The following is a 23,018-nucleotide window of genomic DNA, read 5'->3' as shown; positions in this document are numbered from 1 at the left end:
CAGCGTCGCCGAAAACACAGGCTGATCCGCCAACTCGCGCGGATCAGCCTCAATCCCAAGCACACCGAACATGACCGCGTCCGCACGCAAATGTCGATCATGTGCGTCAAAATGCGCGCTTACCATGATCTGGTTGGAGCCGATCACCTTCTGCCCGAGATGAAGGCTGATTTGTTGATCGCCGATAAGGCTTTCGACGCTGATGAACGGGTCATCATCCTGCTCGCAGAGAAAAATAAGGCCGTTGTGATCCCGCCGAAGGCAAACCGCAAAGTCGCCCGAAACTATGATCCCGACCTCTATAAAGCACGCCACCTGATCGAGAACTTCTTTGCCAAACTCAAGCAATTCCGCGCCATTGCAACGCGCTACGACAAAACCGCCAGAAACTTCCTCGCAGGCGTCCACCTCACCGCCACCGCTATCTGGCTTAATTGACACCACACCCTAGTTCATTCGAAGTTGGGCGTCGGCGACCGCGCCTACTTCCGCGACCCTGTCGATGAAGTGCGCAGACGGCTGGGCCACGTCTCCATGGAGACCACGATGGTCTACCTCGACCACATCGCGGAGCACCGGCACCTAATGGCCTTGGCCTTGGCCTTGGCCTTGGCCGATCTACAGGGCATGTATCTCGATGTCTGACGCACCTATTCAGATCTTAGCCGGCCTGAAAGCGCGGCGTGCCGCCGCGCGACGAGATCTGCGTTTCGAGTTCGTACCTCTGGCGGGCAACGGTTCGCCGGTCACGCTGTCAATGGAGGATTTCGGCCAAACTTCCGTTCGAGGCGTCGCCGAAGAGTTGCTCATCGCGTTCATGGATGTTACGGCCGACCATTCGGCAGCCGCCGCACGTGCTTCGTTCTACGGCCTCTGCAGGTTCATCGAGTACCTGATGTCGAACAACCCCGAGAAGATGACCGGTCGACCGGTTCGGGAGCTGTCCGACATTACCTATGAGACGCAGGCCCAGTACGAGAATTGGTTGCGCACACAGCCGGCACATGCCGGCCGGAAGACGGTAGACGAGCACGCCGCAGCGCTTAGGGCGTTCTTCGCGACCGGCTCCTCCATCCCGGTCAGCAAGAAGCGCAAATGTGTGCACGTCATGCGCCTCGCCGAGGTGACGGGCGTGGGTCCGGCGCTGCGGAAGTACGAGGCGTTGGACCGCATAGCAGCAGAGGAGGCTGCGGCGCGGGGGCTCTTGTATCCGGGGAAGGTCGGTAATCTCAGGACGGGAAAAAACAAACCTCCGATTAAGCCGGTTATGGACGTGCTGAGCGCGTATCCGACCTATGACCGCACCTCGATCAACAGCTGGGAGGATGTCGAGTTCAAAAAGGCCGTTGTAGCCACGGGTCGCAAGAAGCTGATCATGACCGCGCTCTGGACAGAAGCGTGCCTTCCCTGCGCTGGACGCCTTGAAGGAAGGCTATGAGGTGTATGTTGTCGCGGACGCTGTCGGCGGAACCTCGGTAGCGGCGCATGAGGCCGCGCTGCGTCGTGTGGAACAGGCAGGCGCTCAACTCATCAGCAAAACTCAACTCTATTGTGAACTTCAGCGCGACTGGGCTCGGAACAAAACCGTTCCTGGGTTCATGGATGTTTTCCAGAATTGGGACGGCTCGAATCCCGAAAAGGACTTCAAACAGTAAGAGATCCGTGATCGGCGAATAGCGTGGCGGCCGCCTGATGGTGGCCGCCATACAATCGCAGAGGAAATCCACAATGAGCGAATTGTTCATCGTTGTTGGCACCGCAGGCATCCAGTTCTCGTATGACCGCGAGTAACGGGTGCAGTCACTGCCCTCCGATGCCGTCGGGGGCGTCCAACCCGTCAAGCTTTGCGCCGATCGAGCAACCCGACAACCGCGTTGAAGGCACGCTCTGCCACTTCGATCTGCGATCCGCTCGCATCGATCACGCAGTGCTGATCCGGCTTGGCAGCGGCTTGCTCTAAGTAGCACGCTCGTACTCGCTCGTGAAAAGCCAACTCGACAGCCTCGAACCGACCTTCGTCCGATTCCGTTTCGTGCAAACGTTTGCGGCTACGTGCGATACCGATCTTTGGATCGATGTCGAACAACAACGTCAGATCGGGCCAAATGTCGCCAGTCGTTTGTGCGTGTACTTGGAGTATGAACTCCTGCGATAAGCCTCGACCGGCTCCTTGATATGCGATCGTGGATCCAACGAAGCGATCACAGATCACCACCGCACCTCGCTCCAACGCAGGTCTGATTATGCGTCTTACGTGCTGTACTCGGGCTGCTGCCATCAAGAGATGCTCGGCCGCAGACTCCCAAGTCGGTCGGCCGGAAGCAAGAAGCAAAGATCGCAGCGCCGAGCCTTCGGGGGTGCCGCCGGGCTCACGTGTCATTACGATAGCATGCCCAAGCCGTTCAAGGCGCGGGGCGATCCGGGCCAGGGCAGATGACTTGCCCGCACCCTCACCGCCCTCCGCGACGACAAACAGGCCGTTCAGGCAGCCCATCTGAGACACGCTCACTGTCTCGAATCAGGATGCATGATCTGTTCGCCTTTTACGCCTTCTGATTTGAGACCATCGCACGGTGAGATATAAACGACCTCGAAGGTAATGAAAATGCCGCGCTCGGGCTTCAATGAACGACGATTTCAGGATCGGGCACGCCGCGTTGAAGCACCTGCCGCAGCGCCGCATCGGCGGCCGCGACCAAGCGATATGGACCGAGCCGGACGGCATAGAATCTGCGGCCTTCGCGGGGTTGCGGCACCACTTCACCTGGCATTCCCGAAAGCCGGAACAGCAGGGCTTGTGCATCGCCGCCTGAACCGAAGCCGCCCATTTCGACATAGAGCGGGCCGGGGTCTGGTGTTCCCTGCCGCACGGTGCCGGACAAGTGAGTGGCAGGTCCGGCGGGTTCCGGTTTGAGTGCGGCGGGGGCTGCGCTTCCCATGCCGGACGGGCCGGCCGATCCAGCGGCGTCGGGCGGCGGCGGCAAGGCGCTGGCCTGGACCGATGCGACGGGGGCGGCGATCAGATGCGGACCGGCGCCCAGCGCCGCTTGCAGGGCTGCGGATCGGCCGGCCAGCAATTGCACACGCACCTCCACCACGCCGCCGGACGGGAAATCGAGCCGCCGCGCCACCGTGCGCGTCACCGCGATGATCCGGCCTGGCATCGCCGGTCCGCGATCGTTTACCCGGACAGTCAGGTTGCGCCCGTTGACCAGGTTGGTGACCCGCACCAGCGAGGGCAGCGGCAGCACCGGGCTTTGCGCCATCAGTCCGGTCTGGTGGAATGCCTCGCCATTCGCTGTGGCGGCGGCATGACCGGGCGGAATGATGGTCGCGAGTCCGGTCCGGTCGTAGGTTCCGAAAGCGCGCGGGTAATGCCATTGGCCATCGGCGGCATAGGGACTGCCGATCATGTAGCGTGCGCCGGTTGGTGTGGGGCCCGGCCGCCGATGATGCCACACGCAACCCGCCAGCGTCAGTGCGGTGACGGCAAGCGAAAGAACGGCGCGAAGCGGATGGTGGGTCACGTGAAGATCAACCTGCCGAGTTCGCCCACGGCAAGGGCATAAAGATCGGACGGGTTATAGCGCCGGATCGCCTCGAAATTCGCAAAAGCGAGATAGGCGGCGCCGGTCGGGCCGTCGGGCAGAAGCAGTGATGCCTCGGTGGCCGGCGGCAAGGACACGGCGTCGGTAAGGCGATGCACGCCCATCGCCTGCCAGCGCGCCAGAGGCAGGCGATGGCTGCGCCCCGCGAGTGCGACATCGAATCCCGAAGGGATCAGCACCGGCTCGCTCGACGGCAATCCCGGCACCCAACGCGATTTGCGCAGATAATTGGCGATCGACGCGAGCGTATCCGGCGCGCTGGTCCAGATGTTCGGCGTGCCCCGGCCGGAGAAATTCACCGCCGTGCTCAAATAGACGCTCGGCATGAATTGCGGCTGCCCCATCGCTCCGGCCCAGGAGCCGATCAGGCGCGGCAAAGGCGCATCGCCGCGCGCGGCGATTTTCATCGCGGCGATCGCCTCATTGGCGAAATAGGTACTGTTGCGAAACCAGGCGAGGGTCGCGAGCGAATCTATCACCTGGAAATTACCCTGAATGGCGCCGAAATCGGTCTCGATGCCCCAGATTCCCATGATCGGCTGCGCGGAGACGCCGAAACGCCGGCGGACCGCTTCGAGCACTGGACGCATCGCCGCCGCCTTGCCATGGCCGTGCTTGACCCGTGTGGCGGTGACAACGCGCGCGCTGTATTGCGCCCAGGTTAGGGTGAATTCCGGCTGATGCCTGTCGAGATGAATGACGCGGGCATTGGGCGTAAGCCCGGCAAGGGCTTGATCGACGATCGCCGGCGGAACGCCGCCCGCGCGGGCGCGTGCGTGCAGGCTGGCAAGAAATGCGCTGAAATCGGCGGCATGGGCGGGCCGCGCGAACGTGACGGCGAGCGGCAGGGAAGCGATGATGTGGCGGCGTTGCATGCGTCTCTTGTGCCACGCGGCGCAAACGGACGAAAGATGGCGCAAACCTAAGCGCTAAAACGGCGTGACGTCGCAGGACGCGAGTTCAAGCAGCCGTTCCAGAACGTCCGGCTCCTGTGCGCCGGCGATCGCGCTCGCTCCGTCGATCACGAAGCAGGGCACGCCGTTGATGCCGAGCCGGTGGGCGTGAAGGTTATCGGCATGGACCTGTTCGACCGCGATATCCGAAGCGAGAAACCGGCGAACGGCGGCCGGATCAAGCCTGATCGAAGCAGCGAGTTCCGCAAGCGTATCGCTGTCGCCGATATCGGCGCCGGTGCAGAAATAGGCCTGAAAAATCGCGAGAACGAGGTCCTCGGCGCGGCCCGACTGGGCGGCAAAACGGACGAGCCGATGCGCATCCACGGTGCTCGGCGTGCGCCTGATCCGGGCAAAATCGACTGGCAAGCCCTCAGCTGCCGCGATATCACTGATCGCGGCATAAAAACGCCGGGCTCGGTCCTCACCGCCGAATTTGCGGGTCGCGTAATCGATGCGGCTCATGCCAAGCCGTGGCATATCAGGATTGAGCAGAAATGGCCGCCAAACCGGCTGCACCGGCAAATCGCGCCGGCGCGCCCGCAACCGGCTGAATCGGTTGATGCCGAGATAGCACCAGGGGCACACGAAATCGAAAACGATTTCGACCGTGATCCGCGGCAGCCTGGGCAGGACCATATTCACAAGGATTCATCTAACCGAAGCCGCGACCGACGCAAAGCATAATCCGACGGCTCTTGACAGATGTGGAATACCGACCCACGGTAGGGCATTCCGAGGGGTGCGCCAGACAGGCGCTGAGAGTCGTTGTTCATGCGGCAACCCTTTGAACCTGATCCGGGTCGCACCGGCGGAGGGACGGGATTTGCAGGATGCACCGCTCGACGCCGCACCGCCCACCGTGAAGCGAGGAGCGAGGAGCGAGACAATGACCGTGCAGACCAAACCCGCCATCGTCACCACCGGACCGATCGCCGGGTCGCGCAAGCTCTATTCGGCGCCGCCCGATCGGCCGGATATCGCGGTGCCGTTCCGCGCGGTCGATCTGCATCCTTCGGCCAACGAGGCGCCGTTCTGCCTCTATGATACGTCCGGTCCGTTCACCGATCCGAATTTCCGCCTCGACCTCGATGCCGGATTGCCTCAGTTGCGCGCGCCGTGGCTCGCGGGCCGCGGCTTCGAGTCCGTGGCGCCGCGCGCGGTAAAACCCGAGGATAACGGTTTTGCCGCCGCCGATCGGCTGGTCCCGCCCTGCCCCGCGCCGCGCCGCGTGCTGGCGGGTGCCGCGGGCAAGCCGGTCACCCAGTATGAATTCGCCCGCGCCGGCATCGTCACCGAGGAGATGATTTTCGTCGCCCATCGGGAAAATCTCGGCCGCGCCAAAGCCGCCGAGGGTGCCGCCGAGCGCCGCGCCGACGGCGAGGATTTCGGTGCGGCGATTCCCGAATTCATCACGCCGGAATTCGTGCGCGCCGAGATCGCCTCGGGCCGCGCGATCATTCCCGCCAACATCAACCACCCTGAACTGGAGCCGGTGATCATCGGCCGCAACTTCCTGGTCAAGATCAACGCCAATATCGGCAATTCGGCGGTGACGTCCGGTGCCGCCGAAGAGGTCGAGAAACTGGTCTGGGCGATCCGCTGGGGTGGCGACACGGTGATGGACCTGTCGACCGGGCGGAACATCCACAACATCCGCAGTTGGATCATGCGCAATGCGCCGGTGCCGATCGGCACGGTGCCGATCTATCAGGCGCTCGAGAAGGTGGGCGGCGATCCCGACAAGCTCGACTGGGAAGTGTTTCGCGACACGCTGATCGAGCAGGCCGAGCAGGGCGTGGATTATTTCACCATCCATGCCGGCGTGCGGCTCGGCTATATTCCGCTCACCGCCATGCGCGTCACCGGCATCGTGTCGCGCGGCGGCTCGATCATGGCGCGTTGGTGTCTGGCGCATCACAAGGAGAGTTTCCTTTACGAGCGTTTCGACGAAATCTGCGACATCATGCGCAGATATGACGTGAGTTTCTCGCTGGGCGACGGCTTGCGCCCCGGCTCGATCGCCGATGCCAACGATGCGGCGCAGTTCGCCGAACTCGATACGCTCGGCGAGCTGACCAGGCGGGCCTGGGACAAGGGCTGCCAGGTGATGATCGAAGGGCCCGGCCATGTGCCGATGCACAAGATCAAGGAGAACATGGACCGCCAGCTCAAGGTCTGCCACGAGGCGCCGTTCTACACGCTCGGCCCACTGACCACCGATATCGCGCCCGGCTACGATCACATCACCTCGGCGATCGGGGCGGCGATGATCGGCTGGTTCGGCACCGCGATGCTCTGCTACGTCACGCCGAAGGAACATCTTGGCCTGCCGAACCGCGACGACGTGAAAACCGGGGTGATCACCTATCGGCTCGCGGCCCATGCGGCCGATCTCGCCAAGGGCCATCCTTCGGCGAAGCTGCGCGACGACGCGGTGAGCCGGTCGCGGTTCGAGTTCCGCTGGGAGGATCAGTTCAACCTCGGCCTCGACCCCGATACCGCGCGCGCGTTCCATGACGAAACGCTGCCCAAGGAGGCGCACAAGGTCGCGCATTTCTGTTCGATGTGCGGACCGAAATTCTGCTCGATGAAGATCACCCAGGACATCCGCGCCGACGCCGAGCGACTGGCCGGCCTCGAACGGAAAAGCGCCGAATTCCGCGAAACCGGCGGAAAACTCTATGTGGAAGCCGAACCGGCGGAGTAACGCGATGACGATCGCCATCATCGGCGGCGGGGTGATCGGCCTCGCCATCGGCTGGCGGCTCGCCCAGCGCGGCGCGGCGGTGACGATTTTCGAGCGCGCTACCGCCGGTCAGGGCTCCAGCAACGCCGCCGCCGGAATGCTCGCCGCCGCGTGCGAGACCGAGCCGGGCGAAGCGGCGCTTGGGGCGCTCAATCGCGCCTCGCTCGCTCTTTGGCCGGATTTCGCCGCCGAACTCGAAGCGGCGTCCGGGATCGGCGTCGGGTTGCGCCGCGAGGGCACGCTGCTGGTGGCGCTGAACCGCGACGATGCCGCGAAACTGCGCCACGACATGGCTTTTCAAAAGAGTCAGGGCATTGCGCTCGAATGGCTCACCCCCGCCGAGGCGCGGGAACGCGAGCCGTATCTGGCGCCCGGCCTCGCCGGGGCGGTGTTCTCGCCCGGCGACATCCAGGTCGATAACCGGCGCGTGGTTGCCGCGCTGGTCGAGGCATTTCTGCGCGCGGGCGGCGTTCTGCATGACCATGCGCCGATCGAGCGCATCGAGACCGCGCAGGGGCGGGTTTGCGGCGTGGCGACGCCGGACGGGATGCATCCGGCCGATACCGTGGTGCTCGCCGCCGGCGCGTGGTCCGGCGCATTCGATCTGCCGATCGCATCCCCGCCGGTGCAGCCGGTGAAAGGCCAGATGCTGGCGGTGCGGATGGACGCCGCCGCTCCGCTGCTCCGTCATGTCGTCTGGGCGCCGCGCGCCTATCTGGTGCCGCGCGCGGATGGCCGACTGATCGTCGGGGCGACCGTCGAGGAGCGCGGCTTCGATACGCGGATCACCGCCGGCGGGCTCTATGCATTGCTGGACGGCGCGTGGCGCGCTCTGCCCGGCATCGAGGAATTGCCGGTGATCGAAACCTGGGTGGGATTCCGGCCCGGCTCGCGCGACGACGCGCCGATCCTCGGGCCGTCGGCGCTGCCCGGCCTGCAGTTCGCGACCGGCCATCACCGCAATGGGATTCTGCTCACGCCGGTGACCGCCGATGCAATGGCGGCGACCATTCTGTCGGGGCAGGCCGATGCCCGCATCGCCGGTTTTGGCGCCGACCGCTTCGACAGGCTGAGGAGTGCCGCATGAGCGAAGACGACATCAGGGTCAATGGCGCGTTCGAGCCGTTCGCGCCGACCATCGCCGCCCTGCTCGACGCCAAGGGTCTGGAACAGACCAAAGGGCTCGCGATCGCGCTGAACGATGCCGTGGTGCCGAAATCGGCCTGGGCGACGACGCGGCTGAAATCCGGCGATTCGATCGAAATCGTCCGGGCGGTCGGGGGCGGCTGAAATGGCGCTGACCATCGCCGATATCTCATTCGCATCACGCCTGTTCATGGGCACGGCGTCCTATCCGAACCAGCAGGTTCTGCTCGATGCGCTGGATGCCGGCGAGCCATCGCTGGTCACCATGGCGATCAGGCGCATCAGCCTCGATGCCTATGGCGGGTCGCTGCTCGATACACTGGGCAGCCGCTACCGGCTGCTGCCCAACACGGCGGGCTGCGCCACGGTGCGCGATGCGGTGCTGACCGCCGAACTCGCCCGCGAAGCGCTGGAGACAGGCTGGATCAAGCTCGAGATCATCGGGGATCGGGAAACGCTTTATCCCGACGCCGAGCTTTTGCTTCAGGGAACCGCGGAGCTGGTGAAAGCGGGATTCACCGTGCTGCCTTATTGCACTGACGACCCGATCCTGTGCCGCAAGCTCGCCGATCTCGGCGCCGCCGCCGTGATGCCGCTCGGCTCACCTATCGGCTCGGGGTTGGGCATCGCCAATCCTTACAACATCGAGCGGATTTGCGCGCAGAGTCCGGTGCCGGTGGTGCTTGATGCCGGAATCGGCACCGCATCCGACGCCACATTCGCGATGGAACTCGGCTGCGATGCCGTGCTGCTCAACACCGCCATCGCCCGTGCCCATGATCCGGTGCGGATGGCGCGCGCGATGCGCGATGCGGTGCGCGCCGGGTACGACGCGCGCCACGCGGGGCGAATTCCGAGGCGCCTGCGCGCCGAAGCGTCCAGCCCGGAACTCGGCCTGGTCGGCGCCTGACGTCTCCGCTGGCCGCAGGTTGCCAAACCATCGCGATCTGGACCATAGTATTTAACGTTTCGGCGATTTGGCAGCGGGGAAACCAAATGCGTCATGCCATCGATGCGGCTCGGCCAGCGCCGGTGCCGCCGGGCTTTCCTGACAGTTCCGGTGCGGCGGGCATCGCTCTCGACGCGATGACGCAAAACGCGCAAAGTGCTGCGCAATTCCTGCGCTGCATCGCCAATCCGCACCGGCTCATGATTCTGTGTCATCTGGCCCTTGGCGAAGCCTCGGTCGGGCAATTGGAACGCGAGCTTGGCATCAGGCAGGCGCATTTGTCCCAGCAGCTTGCCCGGCTGCGGCAAGACGGGCTGGTGACGACGCGGCGGGATTCGCGCACCATCTATTACGCGCTCGGAAGCGACGCGGCGCGAGAGGTTATCGGCCTGCTCTACCGGCTGTTTTGCACCCAGGATGGCGCAGGCGAAACCGCCGGTTGACCTGCCCTGCCGATCCGATCGGCGGCTAGGACGCACGGTTCTCCATTTTGGCCGGGGCGTTCGCCGTCCTCCCGCTCCCGCCGCACGAGTTTGCTTTGACATTCCCTCCGCGCGAGTTTGCTTGGACATTCCCATCATAAGCGTAAATCTATGATGTGTATTTCCGGTCTCACCCACGCCGCGTTCCACGCTATATGACATCGACTGTTGAACCAAAAAAATTGGAGCAATCGCGGCTTGGCAAATCCGGTGACGGAGATGATCATCTCAGATCTTTTCGGTTAACCTCCGAAGACGATTATGTCTTTAACCTTCCTAAGGGTGGGAATTCTACATGAGCAATCCTGACCGTCATCAGGATCCGGCAGAGTCTGCCTATCGGCACAAAGGCAACCTCCGCTTTCAGCGACGGAATTTTGCTAAACTCGCCTGCTGTGCCACATTTGTTGGTGCTTTTGGCTCGCGGCTTCGGCAAGCCGAAGCCACTCCGTCCGTCTTTCCTACCGGGGTCACCATCCATGACCCCGATTTAGCCTATAAATGTCTAATCGTTTTCAGTACCCCCGATGGCAAAACCCGTGTCATCGACATGCAGGGTAATGAGGTCCACCGTTGGAACTATTACGGGTTTCCCGGTCGTATCATTGACCCCGCGTTGGTTGGAGAAAAACTCGGTCATACCCTTCTACAGATCGAAGCGAGTCACGACAAAACCGGCGGGATCCTCTCGAACAAGGTGATTGGCGAACTCGATTGGGCTGGGCGGATCGTATGGCATTGGGGCACCCAAGCGCCGGGGGGTGCGGCGTACCAGAACCATGACTGGGCGCGACTTGCGAACGGCAACACCTTGCTCCTGACCGCCCGTCCACGGACCATCAAAAGCATCGGCTCGAAAGAGGTGATCGATCAGGGTATCTATGAAGTCGACCCATCTGGAAAACTTGTCTGGCAATGGTGGGCGGGCGACCACCTCGAAGAGTTCGGCCTGTCGGCAAAGGGCTGGACATTCCTCCGAAACAAAGTCGCAGCTGAAACGGAAATGAATCCCTGGGGCTATCTTGAAATCAACGATATGCGTCCGCTCGGCCCCAACAAATGGTTCGACGGGGGTGATCACCGTTTTGCGCCCGACAACATCATGATCGATTCCCGAAAAGCCAATTTTATCGTGATCATCAGTAAAAAGACCGGCAAGGTCGTCTGGCGAATGGGCCCCTATTATCGAAACGGATTCTATGATCCTGACGAACGCGCCGACAATTCGAGGCTCCCGCGACCTGTTGACCAGCTTGCCGGACAACATAACGCCCACATTATCCCGAAGGGTCTACCTGGTGCCGGCAATCTCCTGTTGCTCGACGACCAGGGAGGCTCTGGATACCCTCCTGTCCTGATCAGCAAATACTCAGGATCGCGTGTCCTCGAGATTAACCCAGTACGCGGCAAAATCGTGTGGGAGTACACCGCCATCAATTCCGGTCAGCCACCCTGGTCTTTCTACACCTCGTTCATCGGTAATGCTCAACGGCTTCCCAACGGCAATACGTTGATAGACGAAGGCATGGATGGGCGCATCTTTCAGATCACTCCAACAGGCAAAATCGTGTGGGAGTACGTTAGCCCATACTCTGGCTCCTGGCTCTTTGGCGGCAGAAAAGTGGCCGTTCGTGCGGTATACCGGGCGCAGGCCGTACCGTTCAGCTGGGTACCCGCCGGCGTCACGCCCGCATAGGGTGCTGTCAGTCTAGCGTCCCGATTCGGAAGTTCGTAGGTGACTTTCAGTCGATCACGCTCTGCTCTTTGTTTGGGTGAGCAATTTCATGGCTTTGTGGATCGCTGCGCGATTCCACTTAAAGCCATATTGCTCTAGGCGGGCGCCCCACAGTCCCGCGAGCATCGCAATCACGAACACGGCGACGCGCGCCGGATCGAGCGGAAGCGCGACCAGCGCGGGACCGGGGCAGAGACCGATCAGGCCCCAGCCGACGCCGAACAGGCTAGCGCCCGCGGTCAGCCGCATCGTAATTCCGTGGCGCGGCAGCACCGGAAAGCCCGACCCCACGAGCGGCCGGGCGCGCCGCCGAGCAAGCGCGAAAGCGAGACTCGTGACGATCAGCCCGCCGCCCATGACGAAGGCGAGGCTTGGGTCCCAGCGGCGTGCGACATCGAGAAAATTCAAGACCTTCGCGGGGTCCGCCATGTGGGAGACCAGCAATCCGGCGCCGAACAACAGGCCGGATGCGAAGGCGATCACAACGCGCATCAAGATCCTCCAAACGTGCGCGTGAAGAACACCACGGTCGCGGCGACCACCATGAAGACGAGGGTGGCGACGATCGAGCGTGGCGCGGCGCGCGACAGACCGCAAATGCCGTGACCGGACGTGCATCCACCGCCCAGCGCGGTGCCGCAGCCGACCAGAAGACCGGCGAAGGCGAGCAGCGGCACCGAGCCCGAGAGATGGATCGTGGGAGCGATTCCGAGCATCCGGGCGAAAAGGCCGGCGAGCAGCAGGCCGAAAACGAAGGCGAGCCGCCAATCCCGCTCGGCGCGCTCGATCAATCCACCGGCAATGCCGCTGATTCCTGCGATCCGGCCGATGCCGATCCAGAGCAGCCCGGCGGAAGCGCCGATCATCAGCCCGCCAGCGAGCGCGAGCACCGGGGTGAACGGCGTCGGAACGGGAGGTGGCAGGAGCATCGGATCAGATCACGTTCAGCGGGATTTTCAGGTAGCGCCGCCCGTTACCGGAGGGATCGGGCAGATCGCCGCCGCGGATATTCACCTGGAGCGAAGGCAGGATGAGCACGGGGGCGGCCAGGGTGGCATCGCGCGCATTGCGCTTCGCGACGAAGTCCTGCTCGGTAACGCTCTCGTTGATCTGAACGTTCCTGGCCTTTTGCTCGGCGATGGTGCTCTCCCATGCGGGTGCACGGCCATTGGGCTGATAGTCATGCGCGGTGAACACGCGGGTTTCCGGCGGCAGGGCGAACAGGCGCTGGATCGACTGGTACATCGCCCGCGCGTCGCCGCCAGGGAAATCACAGCGTGCCGTACCGTAATCGGGCATAAACAGCGTATCGCCGACGAACACAGCATCGCCGATGAGGTAGGACATACAGGCCGGCGTATGGCCCGGCGTGTAGATCGCGCGCGCCTCGATCGCGCCGATCGCGAAGCGTTCCTCATCGGTGAACAGATGGTCGAACTGGCGGCCGTCGGTCGGGAAATCGGCGCCCATGTCGAAGATATCGGCGAAATCGCGCTGTACCGGGGCGATATGGTCGCCGATGCCGACCGTGCCGACGCCGAGTTTGTTCTGAATGTAGCGCGCCGCCGAGAGATGATCGGCATGGACATGGGTTTCGACGATCCAGTCCACCGCCAGATCGCGCGTGCGAACCTCGGCGATCAACGCATCGGCCGAGGCGGTGGAGACCCGCGCGGCCTTGGGGTCGTAGTCGAGCACAGAATCGACGATCGCGGCGCGGCTGGTGGCCGGATCGGCCACGATATAGCTGATCGTGCTGGTCGCCGGATCGTAGTGCGGAATGACGGTCGGGGTGGCGGTCATGATCACGCCTCCTGGTTCGTGCCTTACACATTCATAACAACGAATATGTTTCCGATCAAGGAAAATCGGCTGCGCGCATGACGGGCATGTGGTCAGCCGATGTTCTGTTTTTCACCCATGTAGGGACGCAGGGCTTCGGGGATCGTCACCGAGCCGTCCGCGTTCTGGTAGTTCTCCAGCACCGCGATCAGGGCGCGGCCGACCGCGACGCCGGAGCCGTTCAGCGTATGGACAAAGTCGGGCTTCGCTGGCTTGCCGTCCTTCGGTGCTGGCCGGAAGCGGGCATTCATCCGCCGCGCCTGGAACCCGCGACAATTCGAGCAGGAGGAGATTTCGCGATAGGTTCCCTGTCCTGGCAGCCACACTTCGAGATCGTAGGTTTTGGCGGCTGAAAACCCGGTGTCGCCGGCACAGAGCAGCATACGGCGATAGGGCAGGTCGAGTCGTTCCAGGACCGCCTCGGCGCAGCGCGTCATACGCTCGTGTTCGTCGGTGCTGGCGTCCGGCGTGGTGATTGAGACCAGTTCGACCTTCCAGAACTGGTGCTGACGCAACATGCCGCGGGTGTCGCGCCCGGCCGATCCGGCCTCGGAGCGAAAGGACGGCGTGAGTGCGGTGAAGCGCAGCGGCAGCTTTGCGCCGTCGAGGATTTCGCCGGCGACCAGATTGGTCAACGGCACTTCGGCGGTGGGGATCAGCCAGCGGCCATCGGTGGTCTTGAACGAATCGTCGGTGAATTTCGGCAGTTGTCCGGTGCCGAACATGGTTGCGTCATTGACCAGCAGCGGCGGCGAAACCTCGGTATAGCCATGCTCGGTGGTGTGCAGGTCGATCATGAACTGGCCGAGCGCGCGTTCCAGCCGGGCGAGATCGCCGCGCAGAACAGTGAACCGGCTGCCCGCGATTTTGGCGGCGGCGGCGAAATCCATCAGGCCGAGGGCTTCGCCGATCTCGAAATGCTGCTTGGGCGCGAACTCGAAGTTTTTTATGGAGCCAAAGCGTTTCTGCTCGACGTTATGGGTTTCGTCGGGGCCTTCGGGGACGTCGTTATCAGGAATATTCGGCAGACTTTGAACAGTATCCTGCGACCGATAATTGTTTTCCCGTTCCTTGTTTTCCAGTTGAGAAATATGCAGTTTCAGAGTCGTTCCAGCGATCTCGTCATCCGACGTATTCAATCCTTGTCGCCGGTTCACAGCAATACGCTGGGCAATCTCATTGCGCTGCGTCTTCAAAGCCTGAAGCTCGGCCGCAAGCGTTCGCCGCTCATCTTCGTTCGAGATTACCTTGTCGATTGTTTCAGGAGATACGCCGCGCCGTCTCATCGCTGCGTCAAACGCTTCCGGGTTTTCCCGGATCGCCTTCAAATCATGCATCGAAATCAGTTCCCATTCCGCCCGTCATTGCGACCCAGAGCGGAGCGAAGGGGAAGCAATCCATGGCTCCGCCACCCCGCACGCCGGTAGCAAAGCCCGACTTCCGGCCCTCGCAATCGCCGTGACGTTTCATACCGCTTGATGGATTCCTTTCCCTTCGCTCCGCTCTGGGTCGCAATGACGCCTCAGGCATCGGCGTCCACCTTCGGTTCGGCTAGCTTCACCGCAAAAATCGAAATCTCGAACAGCGCGATGAGTGGAATCGCTAGGCCGGTCATGGTGAATACGTCGGGCGGGGTGAGGATGGCGGCAACGATGAAACAGCCGACATAGGCGTAGCGGCGGTATTTCTTCAGTCCGGCGGCGGTGACGATGCCGACCCGGCCGAGCAGGGTGAGCAGCACCGGCAACTCAAAGCAGAGGCCGAACGCGAAGATCAGTTTCATCACCAGATTGAGGTAGTCACTGACGCGCGGCAGCACGTCGATCTGGAAATGCGTATTGCTCGGGTTCGTCTGGAAACTCAGGAAAAACTTCCAAGCATTTGGAAATATGATATAATAGGCCAACGCGCCGCCGGCGAAAAACAGCACCGGCGTTGCGATCAGGAACGGCAGCAGCGCGCGTTTTTCGCTCCGGTACAGGCCGGGGGCGATGAACAGCCAGATCTGCGAGGCGATGATCGGAAACGAGATGAACGCCGCCGAGAAAATCGCCACCTTCACATAGGTGAAGAACGCCTCGTAGAGCGCGGTATAGACCAGTTCCGGCTTCTGGCCGCGCTCCTTCATGATGTGAACGAGCGGCTGAGCCAGGAAGTAATAAACGTCCTTGGCGAAATAATAGGAGACCAGGAATGCGACCAGGAACGCCGCCGCGGACCACAGCAGCCGGCGGCGCAGCTCGGCCAGATGGTCGAGCAGCGGCATTTCCTTGTCGTCGATCTCGTCCGGTTTCGGCGCGTCGTTCACGGAATCCATGATTCTACCCTACCAGAGGCGGGTGCCGGGCGGAATGAAGGCGGGCATCGGGTGATGCCGCGCCGCGTCCGGCGGAATGAAGGCGGGCGCGTTGATCACCGGCTCCTCATCCCGAGTCTCGGCGGCGTCGGCGCCGATCTCCGGCACTGCCATGTCCTGCGGATCGCCGCTCGCCGGATCGAAAGCGTGGCGGAGTTCGCCGTCCGGGTCGATATGGCGATCCATCACGCTGCCGAGATCGAAATTGCGCAGATTGCGCAGTTCGGCGCCGACATCGGCGAGATCGGCCTCGCGCAGCAGCTCCTGGACATGGCCCTGAAACTCGCTGGCCAGCCCGCGCATTTTGCGCAAGGCGGCGCTCGCCGTGCGGATCGCCACGGGAAGATCCTTGGGTCCGATGACGACCAGCGCCACGACCAGGATCACGCCAATTTCTGACCAGGAAAATCCGAACATTCTCGCCCGCTTGAACCGGCGCCTGTGCTAGCAGCACCGCGCCCAAAATCAAGGATCGGCGGGGCCCGGCTCATGCGTGTCGGCAGATGAAGACGCTGCCTCGACCAAGAGATCGGTTTGCCTAGGCAGATCGCGAAGCGATTTCAGGCCGAATTGAACCAGGAAATGCGGGGTGGTCGCCCACAGCGTGGGCCGGCCGGGTACTTCCTTGTGGCCGGCGGGGGCGACTAGATCGGCTTCGAGCAACGCATCGAGGGTCGATTGCGACAGGCTGGCGCCCCTGATCTCCTCGATCTGGGCACGGGTAACCGGCTGGTGATAGGCGACGATGGCCAGCGTTTCCATCGCGACTCGCGGCAGGCGGCGCGGCACTTCCACTACCCGGCGCAAGGCGAACGCGAGATCGGGTGCCGTGCGGAACATCACCCCCTGCCCGGCTTCGACAAGCTCGATACCGCCGCCGGCGTGATGGGCGTGAATCGCGGCGAGCGTAGCGTCGAGATCGGCGCCGTCGGGTAGCAGCGTGGCGAGCGCGCGCAGCGGCACCGGCTCGCGACTCGCGAAAATCACCGCTTCGAGCAGGCGCTCGGCATGGGGGTAGTCAGTCATTTCGATGCTCCGCGCCGGGCCGGATCAGGATTGGGCCGAACGGCGCATCCTGGCGGAGCGACGCATCGCCGCCGCGCGCAAGTTCCAGTCCGGCGATCAGCGTGCTGGACAGCGCCGCGCGATGAGCGAGCGGAGTTTCGCGCCGTTCGGGAAGAAAGGCGGCGATGTCGGTCCAGCCCGGCACCGAGCCGAGCATCCTTGTCAACCGCTCAAGGGCTTGCTGAGCCGTCCAGTAGAGAATCGGCTTCGGCCGGTATTGCCGTTTCGCGCCGGAGCGCCGCCGCGCCGCGAGATAAGCCGCAAGCAGTGCCGGCAGATCGAGTTTCAGGCGGGAGCGATCGATTTCGGTGAAATCTTCCGGTGCGCCGCGCTCGAACACGTCCTGCCCGAGCTGCGGCCGCGCATTGAGCCAGGCAGCACCCGCGCGAATCGCTTCCAGCGCACGCAGCCGCGCGGCCAGAACATCGGCGGCGATCTCGCCTTCCTCGGCCGCGGTTTCATCTTCAGGCAGCAGCAGGCGGGATTTCAGCCAGGCAAGCCATGCCGCCATAACCAGCCAGTCGGCGGCGAGTTCGAGGCGGATGCGCCGCGCGCCTTCGATGATCGCAAGATATTGCTCGACAAGAGCTAGGATCGAGATATTGGCGAGATCGACCTTCTGGGCGCGGGCGAGATCGAGCAGAAGATCGAGCGGGCCGGCGAAGCCATCGAGCTGGACGATGAACGCCTCGGTGGGCGGCGCGGAATCAATATCCGCCATGAACGCCCGCCAGATGCAGAAAGAAGGTCGCGACGCGCGGCACGAAAAGGTCGAGCACGTCGCCCACCGGGTTGAAATGCACGCCGAACTGCCCGAGCGCAGCCGGCAGGATGAACACCACGAGCAGGATCGCTAGAATGCCCAGTCGTTCCACTTGAGCGAGGGCGCGGGCGGCGTGCAGCGGCAGGATGCCGACCGCGATGCGCCCGCCGTCGAAAGGCGGTAGCGGCACCAGATTGAACAGGCCGAGCACCACGTTGAACAACAGGAAATAGAGCAGGAAATCAGCGATCCATCCATGGGTGCCGAGAGCCGCAAGCAGAAACGCGGCGATCAGGGCGAGAACGAAATTGGCCGCCGGTCCGGCCGCCGCAACGATCGCCATGCCCCGGCGCGGATCGCGAAATCCGCTCGGGTCGATCGGCACGGGCTTGGCCCAGCCGAACATGAAGGCAACCCGCCCGATGGTCAGCAATTGAGCCGCGATCAAGATCAGCGGAAGGATGACGGTGCCGAACCGATCGACATGACGCAGCGGGTTGGGCGAAAGCCGGCCGGCGCGCAGCGCGGTGCGATCGCCCATGGCGAGCGCGGTGAAACCGTGCGCCAGCTCATGCAGGACGATCGCCAAGACCGAGGCGATGACGCCGATCAGGATGGAGCGGATCGTGCTCGCGGTCATGATGGTGGGCGCGCCTTGAGCTTCGCTGCCTGGGACGGGTCGAGATCGGGGCAGGCGGCGAGCACGGCGCGGTTGTCATCGAGAGCGCCGGGGCAATAGAGCGCGATGTCGCACCCGGCGGCGAGAGCGCGAGTAGCACGGATTTCGGGAGGGCCATCGAGCGCACCCATGGCGAGATCGTCGCTGACCAGAATGCCGCGAAATCCGATTTTGCCCCGAATCACGTCGGCAATGACGCGATGAGAAAAAGTCGCCGGATTTTCGGCATCCCAGCGTTCATAGACGATATGGGCGGTCATGCCCCAAGGCAACTCGCTATTGGCGGCGAAAGGTGCAAGATCGGTGTCGAACTGGGTGGCGGAGATGCGTGGTAGGCCGGCGTGGCTGTCAATGGTCGCCCGTCCATGGCCGGGCAAGTGCTTCATCACCGGCTGAATGCCTTGGAACAGCAATCCCCAGGCGATGTCCGCACCAAGCGCACCCACCGCGATGGGATCGGTGCTGATGGCGCGATCGCCGATGACCGCGTCAGCACCGGCGACCGGAACGTCGAGCACCGGGGCGGTCACGACATCGAATCCGGCTCCACGGGCGAGCGCGCCGAGGGCGGCGCCATGGGCGCGTGCCGCCTTGCGGGCGGCATAGGGGTCGGTTGCGAACAATGCGCCAAGCGTGGCGGCGGCGGGCAGCTCCGTCCAATGCGGTGCCCGCAGCCTGGCGACGCGGCCCCCCTCCTGGTCGATCATCAGAACCGCATCGGACGGCAGGCATGATCGGAGGTCGGCCACAAGATCAGCGAGTTGTAAGGGGTTTTCGATATTCCGCGCGAACAGGATCACCCCGGCGGGCGGCATTGCCTCCAGCAAGGCACGCTCGGCCCCGGTCAAGGCAGTGCCGGCGATGCCGATAATCGCGGCTTTCATACTTCGCTCATGATTTTGGAATGTAGCAGGTAACGCCGCGTGATTTGAGCCGGGCGCAGAACGTCGCGGCGGCGGAGGCACTGGCGAACCCGGCGAGACGAAGCCGGTAGAAGGTTTCCCCGCGAATCACGCCGGGGACGACGAGCGGCTTTTCGCTGTCGAGAATGTCGGGCACGCGGGCAACCAGCGTCTGCCATGCCTGGTTCGCCTTCGCCATCGAGGTCAGCGCGGCAAGCTGCACTGCGTAGGGCCCGGTGCTTGCCGCCTGGGTCGGCGCGTACATCGGCGGCAAGGCGGGAGCAACCGTAGGGGCAGGTGGTGTTGCCACGACAGGCGGCGGCAACGGCAGGGATGCAACTTGAGAGGAGTTTCGGGGTGCCGGCGTGGCTTGCGGCGGCAGCGGACGCAACCGGCCGGGCTTGGCTTGTGCCAGCTTGGCTTGCTTGGCCTCCCGGTCGAGCTTCGCGAAATCCGGTGGTGGCGGCGTCGGTGCAAGTTGCGGCGGTCCGGATGCGGTCGTACCGGACATGATCTGCTCGTGCGCGCCGGGAACTTGCAGCCCGCCGGGATTGACCGGCGCGGTCCGCATCGGGCCTGGCGGCGGCTTGACGACCGGCGGCGGGCCGAGCCCGGTATGCACGCCGCTCCAGACCAGGGCGAGCAGGATGATCGCTATACCGAGTCCGCCCGCCACCGTCGCCATCCGTTTGGTCGCCGAATCGACGCCGCGGGACCGCAACCTCGGCGAGGCGTAGGGCGGGATGTCGATATTCGGGTCGTCCATGGCAAAAGACTCCGCTCAGCGCATTTCCTCGACCGGCGTTACTCCCATTACCGCGAGACCGGACCGGATGACCATGGCGGTTGCCGCGACCAGGGCAAGCCGCGCACGGGTTTCGGCCACCGCATCGTTACGGATGAACCGCAGATTCGCATCCTCCCGCCCTTTGTTCCACAGCGCATGGAAGTCGCCCGCGACATCATACAGGAAGAATCCGAGTCGGTGCGGTTCGCGCGCAAGCGCCGCGCCTTCCAGCAGGCGCGGCCAGGAGGCGAGCCGCCGGATCAGCGCAAGTTCCTCCGGTGCGGTCAGTGTCGAGACATCGATCTCGGCCAGGGATGCATCGCCAGTCGCGCCGAGTTCGGGCATTTCGGCGGCGGCGCGCAGCACCGAGCGGCAGCGCGCATGGGCGTATTGCACGTAAAATACCGGGTTCTCGCGGGTCTGAGCCACCGCGGCGTCGAGATCGAATTCCATCTGCGCGTCGGATTTGCGCATCAGCATGATGAAGCGCACCGCGTCTGCGCCGACCTCGTCGATCAGGTCGCGCAGCGCGATATAGGTTCCGGCGCGCTTGGACATGCGCATCGGCTGGCCGTTTTTCATGATCCGAACGATCTGGCACAGCACGATTTCCAGCGACGCCCCGGTGCCGCCGCGAAGAGCCGCCACGGCGGCCTGCATCCGCTTGATATGGCCGCCGTGGTCGGCGCCCCAGACGTCGATCAGGAGCGAAAAGCCGCGCGCGATCTTGTCCACATGATAGGCGATGTCGTTGGCGAAATAGGTGTTGGAGCCGTCGGATTTGCGCACCGGGCGATCCACGTCGTCGCCGAATTCGGTGGAGCGAAACAAGGTCTGCTCGCGCGGTTCCCAATCGTCCGGCGTCTTGCCCTTGGGCGGCTCCAGCACGCCCTCATACAGCAGGCCGCGTGTCGCCAAATCATCGAGCGCGGTTTCGATCTTGCCGGCGGCAATCAGCGCGCCCTCGCTGGTGAATACATCATGGTGAACGCCGAGGGCGGCGAGATCCTCGCGGATCAGTGTCATCATTTCAGCGACCGCGAAATCGCGGACGGTATCGAGCCAGAGTTCAGCTTCAGCCACGGTGAGGCCGGGACCAGCGAGGGCAGCGCCGTGGCGTTCGGCGAGCGTGTTGCCGAGCGGCGCCAGATATGCGCCACCATATTGCAATCCGGTCGGGGTTGCGGCGGCAAATTCGACTTCGGTGAGCGTGGTCCCGAGCGCCTGAAGGTAGCGCCAATAGACCGACCAGGCGAGCGCGATCACCTGTGCGCCCGAGTCGTTCATGTAGAACTCGCGGGTTACCTCGTAACCGACCTTGGCGAGCAGATTGGCGAGCGCATCGCCGACCACCGTGCCGCGGGTATGGCCGACATGGATCGGGCCGGTGGGGTTGGCCGAGACATATTCGATATTGACCCGCTTGCCCCGGCCGATCCGGCTTGCGCCATAGGCTTCGCCCGCACGCAGGATCGCGGGAAGCTGCGCATGCCAGACGGTATGATCGAGCGTGACATTGACGAAGCCGGGGCCGGCCGGTTCGGCGCTGGCGATTTCCTCTCTCGCGGCGAGCTTCACGGCAAGACCAGCAGCAATTTCGCGCGGTGGGAGTCCCAGCGGCCTGGCCGCGATCAGTGCCGCGTTGGTCGCTGCGTCACCATGCGCCGGATCGCGCGCGAGGGTGATTTCGATGCGCGAAAGCGCGTCCTCCGGCAATCCGGGATGCAGTGTAGCGAGTTCCGTGAGCACGATACCGCGCAACTCGGCGAACAGGTTTTCGGACATTTTTATACCTTCAGGCGGCGGAATGCGGATCGGTCAGGCGGCGATGTTCGTCGAGCGCGAAACGGTCGGTCATGCCTGCAATATAGTCGCGCACCGCCTCGGCGGCGGCTTCGCTGTTCGGCGATCCAGCCCGGTCGCGCCAGTCGTCGCGCAGCAAATCTGGGCGGGCGAGGAACAGATTCGCCATCTCGCGCACGACGGCCTCGACTTTGTGGGTCATGCGGTTGACTCGCCAGTGACGGTACATCCGGGCATACAGGAATTCGCGGATCGCGTGGTTTGCGGCGGCAAGATCGGCCGAAAAGCCGATCACGGGACCGTCGGTGTTCCTGATCGCATCGGATGATTCTGGTGCCAGAACATCAAGCCGCGCGCGGCTCTCGGCGAGCGCGCCGGTGACGAAGACGCCGATCGTCTGACGCACCGTCTGGGCGCGGATGCGCCGAGGATCGGCGGTCAGGCCGCGTGCTTCGGCAAGAGCGACGCCGACTACCGGCAGATGCGCAAGATCGTCCAGACCGAACAGCCCGGCGCGCAAGCCATCGTCGATATCATGGGCGTGATACGCGATATCGTCCGCGAGGGCCGCTACCTGCGCCTCGGCCGAAGCCTGGCGCGCGAGGTCGAGCGGAAAATCACGGTCGAAGCGGGCGATATAGTCGGGCGGGTCGAATACCGGGCCGTTATGCTTGGCGATACCCTCCAGGGTTTCCCAGGTGAGGTTCAGGCCGTCGAAACCGGCATAGCGGTGTTCCAGGAAGGTCACGCTGCGCAGACTCTGTGCGTTGTGGTCAAACCCGCCATGCGCATCGAGGGCCGCATTCAGCCCTGCTTCCCCGGCATGGCCGAATGGCGGATGGCCGAGATCATGCGCAAGGGCCAGGGCCTCGGTCAGATCCTCGTCGAGCCCGAGGCTGCGGGCGATGCTGCGCGCGATCTGTGCGACCTCCAGGCTGTGGGTCAGGCGCGTGCGGTAGAAATCGCCCTCATGGATCACGAAAACCTGGGTCTTATACTGCAGCTTGCGGAAGGCATTGCTGTGCAGCACGCGGTCGCGGTCGCGCTGGAACGGCGACCGCGTATTGCTGTCCGGTTCCAGGTGCTGACGGCCGCGCGAGGCGCCGGCGCACACGGCATAGGGGGCGAGCGACATGTGCCCGGCTTACAGGAGGCTGGCGCCGTCTCCAAGCCATGCCTCGCATCGAAAGGGGTTCTGA

General features: G+C 63.7%; 26 protein-coding genes and 1 riboswitch. Of the genes, 9 read left to right on the top strand and 17 right to left on the bottom strand.

Features of this window, described 5'->3' with window-relative positions; genetic code table 11:
• From L2A60_RS10500 to L2A60_RS10490, 3 genes are all read left to right on the top strand, one after another.
• On the top strand, window positions 1-438 hold a 438-nt coding region (locus L2A60_RS10500), incomplete at its 5' end, for a transposase (RefSeq protein ID WP_235704326.1).
• Window positions 439-637: 199 nt separating this feature from the next.
• Entirely contained in the window at window positions 638-1,438 is an 801-nt protein-coding gene (locus L2A60_RS10495) for a cysteine hydrolase family protein (protein ID WP_235704325.1), read from the top strand.
• The gene (locus L2A60_RS10490; RefSeq protein WP_235704324.1) at window positions 1,422-1,655 is read left to right on the top strand and encodes an isochorismatase family protein; all 234 of its coding nucleotides are present in this window, start codon (window positions 1,422-1,424) and stop codon (window positions 1,653-1,655) included. The genes L2A60_RS10495 and L2A60_RS10490 overlap by 17 nt, the downstream gene beginning before the upstream one ends.
• A 182-nt stretch (window positions 1,656-1,837) precedes the next feature.
• Here the strand turns inward: L2A60_RS10490 and tmk are convergent, their stop codons facing one another.
• The 4 genes from tmk to L2A60_RS10470 form a co-directional block, all read right to left on the bottom strand.
• The gene (gene tmk, locus L2A60_RS10485; protein WP_235704335.1) at window positions 1,838-2,494 is read right to left on the bottom strand and encodes a dTMP kinase; all 657 of its coding nucleotides are present in this window, start codon (window positions 2,492-2,494) and stop codon (window positions 1,838-1,840) included.
• A gap of 127 nt (window positions 2,495-2,621) precedes the next feature.
• On the bottom strand, window positions 2,622-3,527 hold the full coding sequence (locus L2A60_RS10480; protein ID WP_235704323.1) for an SPOR domain-containing protein: 906 nt from the start codon (window positions 3,525-3,527) through the stop codon (window positions 2,622-2,624).
• A complete protein-coding gene (locus L2A60_RS10475) occupies window positions 3,524-4,483 on the bottom strand; it encodes a lytic murein transglycosylase (RefSeq protein ID WP_235704322.1) in 960 nt (319 codons plus the stop codon). The genes L2A60_RS10480 and L2A60_RS10475 overlap by 4 nt, the downstream gene beginning before the upstream one ends.
• Window positions 4,484-4,537: 54 nt before the next feature.
• Window positions 4,538-5,200, bottom strand: a complete 663-nt coding sequence (locus L2A60_RS10470) for a DsbA family oxidoreductase (protein ID WP_235704321.1) — start codon at window positions 5,198-5,200, stop codon at window positions 4,538-4,540.
• A gap of 89 nt (window positions 5,201-5,289) precedes the next feature.
• A riboswitch (TPP riboswitch) is annotated at window positions 5,290-5,398 on the top strand.
• A 52-nt stretch (window positions 5,399-5,450) separates the two neighbouring features.
• Between L2A60_RS10470 and thiC the strand changes: the two genes are divergently transcribed.
• The 6 genes from thiC to L2A60_RS10440 all read left to right on the top strand — a co-directional run bounded on the left by thiC (window position 5,451) and on the right by L2A60_RS10440 (window position 11,583).
• Window positions 5,451-7,271: a phosphomethylpyrimidine synthase ThiC gene (thiC, locus tag L2A60_RS10465; RefSeq protein ID WP_235704320.1), complete on the top strand. Its 1,821-nt coding sequence runs from the start codon at window positions 5,451-5,453 to the stop codon at window positions 7,269-7,271.
• A 4-nt stretch (window positions 7,272-7,275) separates the two neighbouring features.
• On the top strand, window positions 7,276-8,397 hold the full coding sequence (gene thiO / locus L2A60_RS10460; protein ID WP_235704319.1) for a glycine oxidase ThiO: 1,122 nt from the start codon (window positions 7,276-7,278) through the stop codon (window positions 8,395-8,397).
• Window positions 8,394-8,600 carry a sulfur carrier protein ThiS gene (gene thiS / locus L2A60_RS10455; protein WP_235704318.1) on the top strand — a complete coding sequence of 69 codons (207 nt, stop codon included), beginning with the start codon at window positions 8,394-8,396 and terminating at the stop codon, window positions 8,598-8,600. Before thiO ends, thiS begins: the two co-directional genes overlap by 4 nt.
• A 1-nt stretch (window position 8,601) precedes the next feature.
• Window positions 8,602-9,366: a thiazole synthase gene (thiG, locus tag L2A60_RS10450; protein ID WP_235704317.1), complete on the top strand. Its 765-nt coding sequence runs from the start codon at window positions 8,602-8,604 to the stop codon at window positions 9,364-9,366.
• An 86-nt stretch (window positions 9,367-9,452) separates the two neighbouring features.
• Window positions 9,453-9,848 (top strand): ArsR/SmtB family transcription factor, encoded by a 396-nt coding sequence (locus L2A60_RS10445; protein ID WP_235704316.1) that lies wholly within the window; start codon window positions 9,453-9,455, stop codon window positions 9,846-9,848.
• A gap of 334 nt (window positions 9,849-10,182) precedes the next feature.
• The gene (locus L2A60_RS10440) at window positions 10,183-11,583 is read left to right on the top strand and encodes an arylsulfotransferase family protein (protein ID WP_235704315.1); all 1,401 of its coding nucleotides are present in this window, start codon (window positions 10,183-10,185) and stop codon (window positions 11,581-11,583) included.
• A gap of 54 nt (window positions 11,584-11,637) precedes the next feature.
• Here the strand turns inward: L2A60_RS10440 and L2A60_RS10435 are convergent, their stop codons facing one another.
• From L2A60_RS10435 to L2A60_RS10375, 13 genes are all read right to left on the bottom strand, one after another.
• Window positions 11,638-12,114, bottom strand: a complete 477-nt coding sequence (locus L2A60_RS10435; RefSeq protein ID WP_235704314.1) for a DUF6691 family protein — start codon at window positions 12,112-12,114, stop codon at window positions 11,638-11,640.
• The gene (locus tag L2A60_RS10430) at window positions 12,114-12,551 is read right to left on the bottom strand and encodes a YeeE/YedE family protein (protein ID WP_235704313.1); all 438 of its coding nucleotides are present in this window, start codon (window positions 12,549-12,551) and stop codon (window positions 12,114-12,116) included. The genes L2A60_RS10435 and L2A60_RS10430 overlap by 1 nt, the downstream gene beginning before the upstream one ends.
• 4 nt (window positions 12,552-12,555) lie before the next feature.
• On the bottom strand, window positions 12,556-13,425 hold the full coding sequence (locus L2A60_RS10425; RefSeq protein WP_235704312.1) for an MBL fold metallo-hydrolase: 870 nt from the start codon (window positions 13,423-13,425) through the stop codon (window positions 12,556-12,558).
• Between the two features lie 92 nt (window positions 13,426-13,517).
• Entirely contained in the window at window positions 13,518-14,801 is a 1,284-nt protein-coding gene (gene serS / locus L2A60_RS10420) for a serine--tRNA ligase (RefSeq protein WP_235704311.1), read from the bottom strand.
• A gap of 185 nt (window positions 14,802-14,986) precedes the next feature.
• Window positions 14,987-15,781 (bottom strand): twin-arginine translocase subunit TatC, encoded by a 795-nt coding sequence (gene tatC / locus L2A60_RS10415; RefSeq protein WP_235704310.1) that lies wholly within the window; start codon window positions 15,779-15,781, stop codon window positions 14,987-14,989.
• Window positions 15,782-15,790: 9 nt separating this feature from the next.
• Window positions 15,791-16,237, bottom strand: a complete 447-nt coding sequence (tatB, locus tag L2A60_RS10410) for a Sec-independent protein translocase protein TatB (RefSeq protein ID WP_262312649.1) — start codon at window positions 16,235-16,237, stop codon at window positions 15,791-15,793.
• A gap of 48 nt (window positions 16,238-16,285) precedes the next feature.
• Window positions 16,286-16,846, bottom strand: coding sequence for an SMC-Scp complex subunit ScpB (gene scpB, locus L2A60_RS10405; protein WP_235704308.1), 561 nt, complete (start codon window positions 16,844-16,846; stop codon window positions 16,286-16,288).
• Entirely contained in the window at window positions 16,839-17,606 is a 768-nt protein-coding gene (locus L2A60_RS10400; RefSeq protein WP_235704307.1) for a segregation and condensation protein A, read from the bottom strand. Before L2A60_RS10400 ends, scpB begins: the two co-directional genes overlap by 8 nt.
• Window positions 17,593-18,288, bottom strand: a complete 696-nt coding sequence (locus L2A60_RS10395) for a site-2 protease family protein (RefSeq protein ID WP_235704306.1) — start codon at window positions 18,286-18,288, stop codon at window positions 17,593-17,595. The genes L2A60_RS10400 and L2A60_RS10395 overlap by 14 nt, the downstream gene beginning before the upstream one ends.
• Entirely contained in the window at window positions 18,285-19,211 is a 927-nt protein-coding gene (nagZ, locus tag L2A60_RS10390; RefSeq protein ID WP_235704305.1) for a beta-N-acetylhexosaminidase, read from the bottom strand. Before nagZ ends, L2A60_RS10395 begins: the two co-directional genes overlap by 4 nt.
• Window positions 19,212-19,218: 7 nt before the next feature.
• Complete coding sequence (locus tag L2A60_RS10385; RefSeq protein WP_235704304.1) at window positions 19,219-19,995, bottom strand: SPOR domain-containing protein; 777 nt, start codon at window positions 19,993-19,995, stop codon at window positions 19,219-19,221.
• Between the two features lie 15 nt (window positions 19,996-20,010).
• On the bottom strand, window positions 20,011-21,801 hold the full coding sequence (gene argS / locus L2A60_RS10380) for an arginine--tRNA ligase (protein WP_235704303.1): 1,791 nt from the start codon (window positions 21,799-21,801) through the stop codon (window positions 20,011-20,013).
• Window positions 21,802-21,811: 10 nt separating this feature from the next.
• Window positions 21,812-22,954 (bottom strand): deoxyguanosinetriphosphate triphosphohydrolase, encoded by a 1,143-nt coding sequence (locus L2A60_RS10375; RefSeq protein WP_235704302.1) that lies wholly within the window; start codon window positions 22,952-22,954, stop codon window positions 21,812-21,814.
• Window positions 22,955-23,018: the final 64 nt, after the last annotated feature.

The sequence above is a fragment of the Acidiphilium iwatense genome, from assembly GCF_021556475.1.
GTDB lineage: Bacteria > Pseudomonadota > Alphaproteobacteria > Acetobacterales > Acetobacteraceae > Acidiphilium > Acidiphilium iwatense.
Note: the sequence above shows the minus strand (reverse complement) of the source record. Positions and strands in the feature narration are given on the sequence as shown.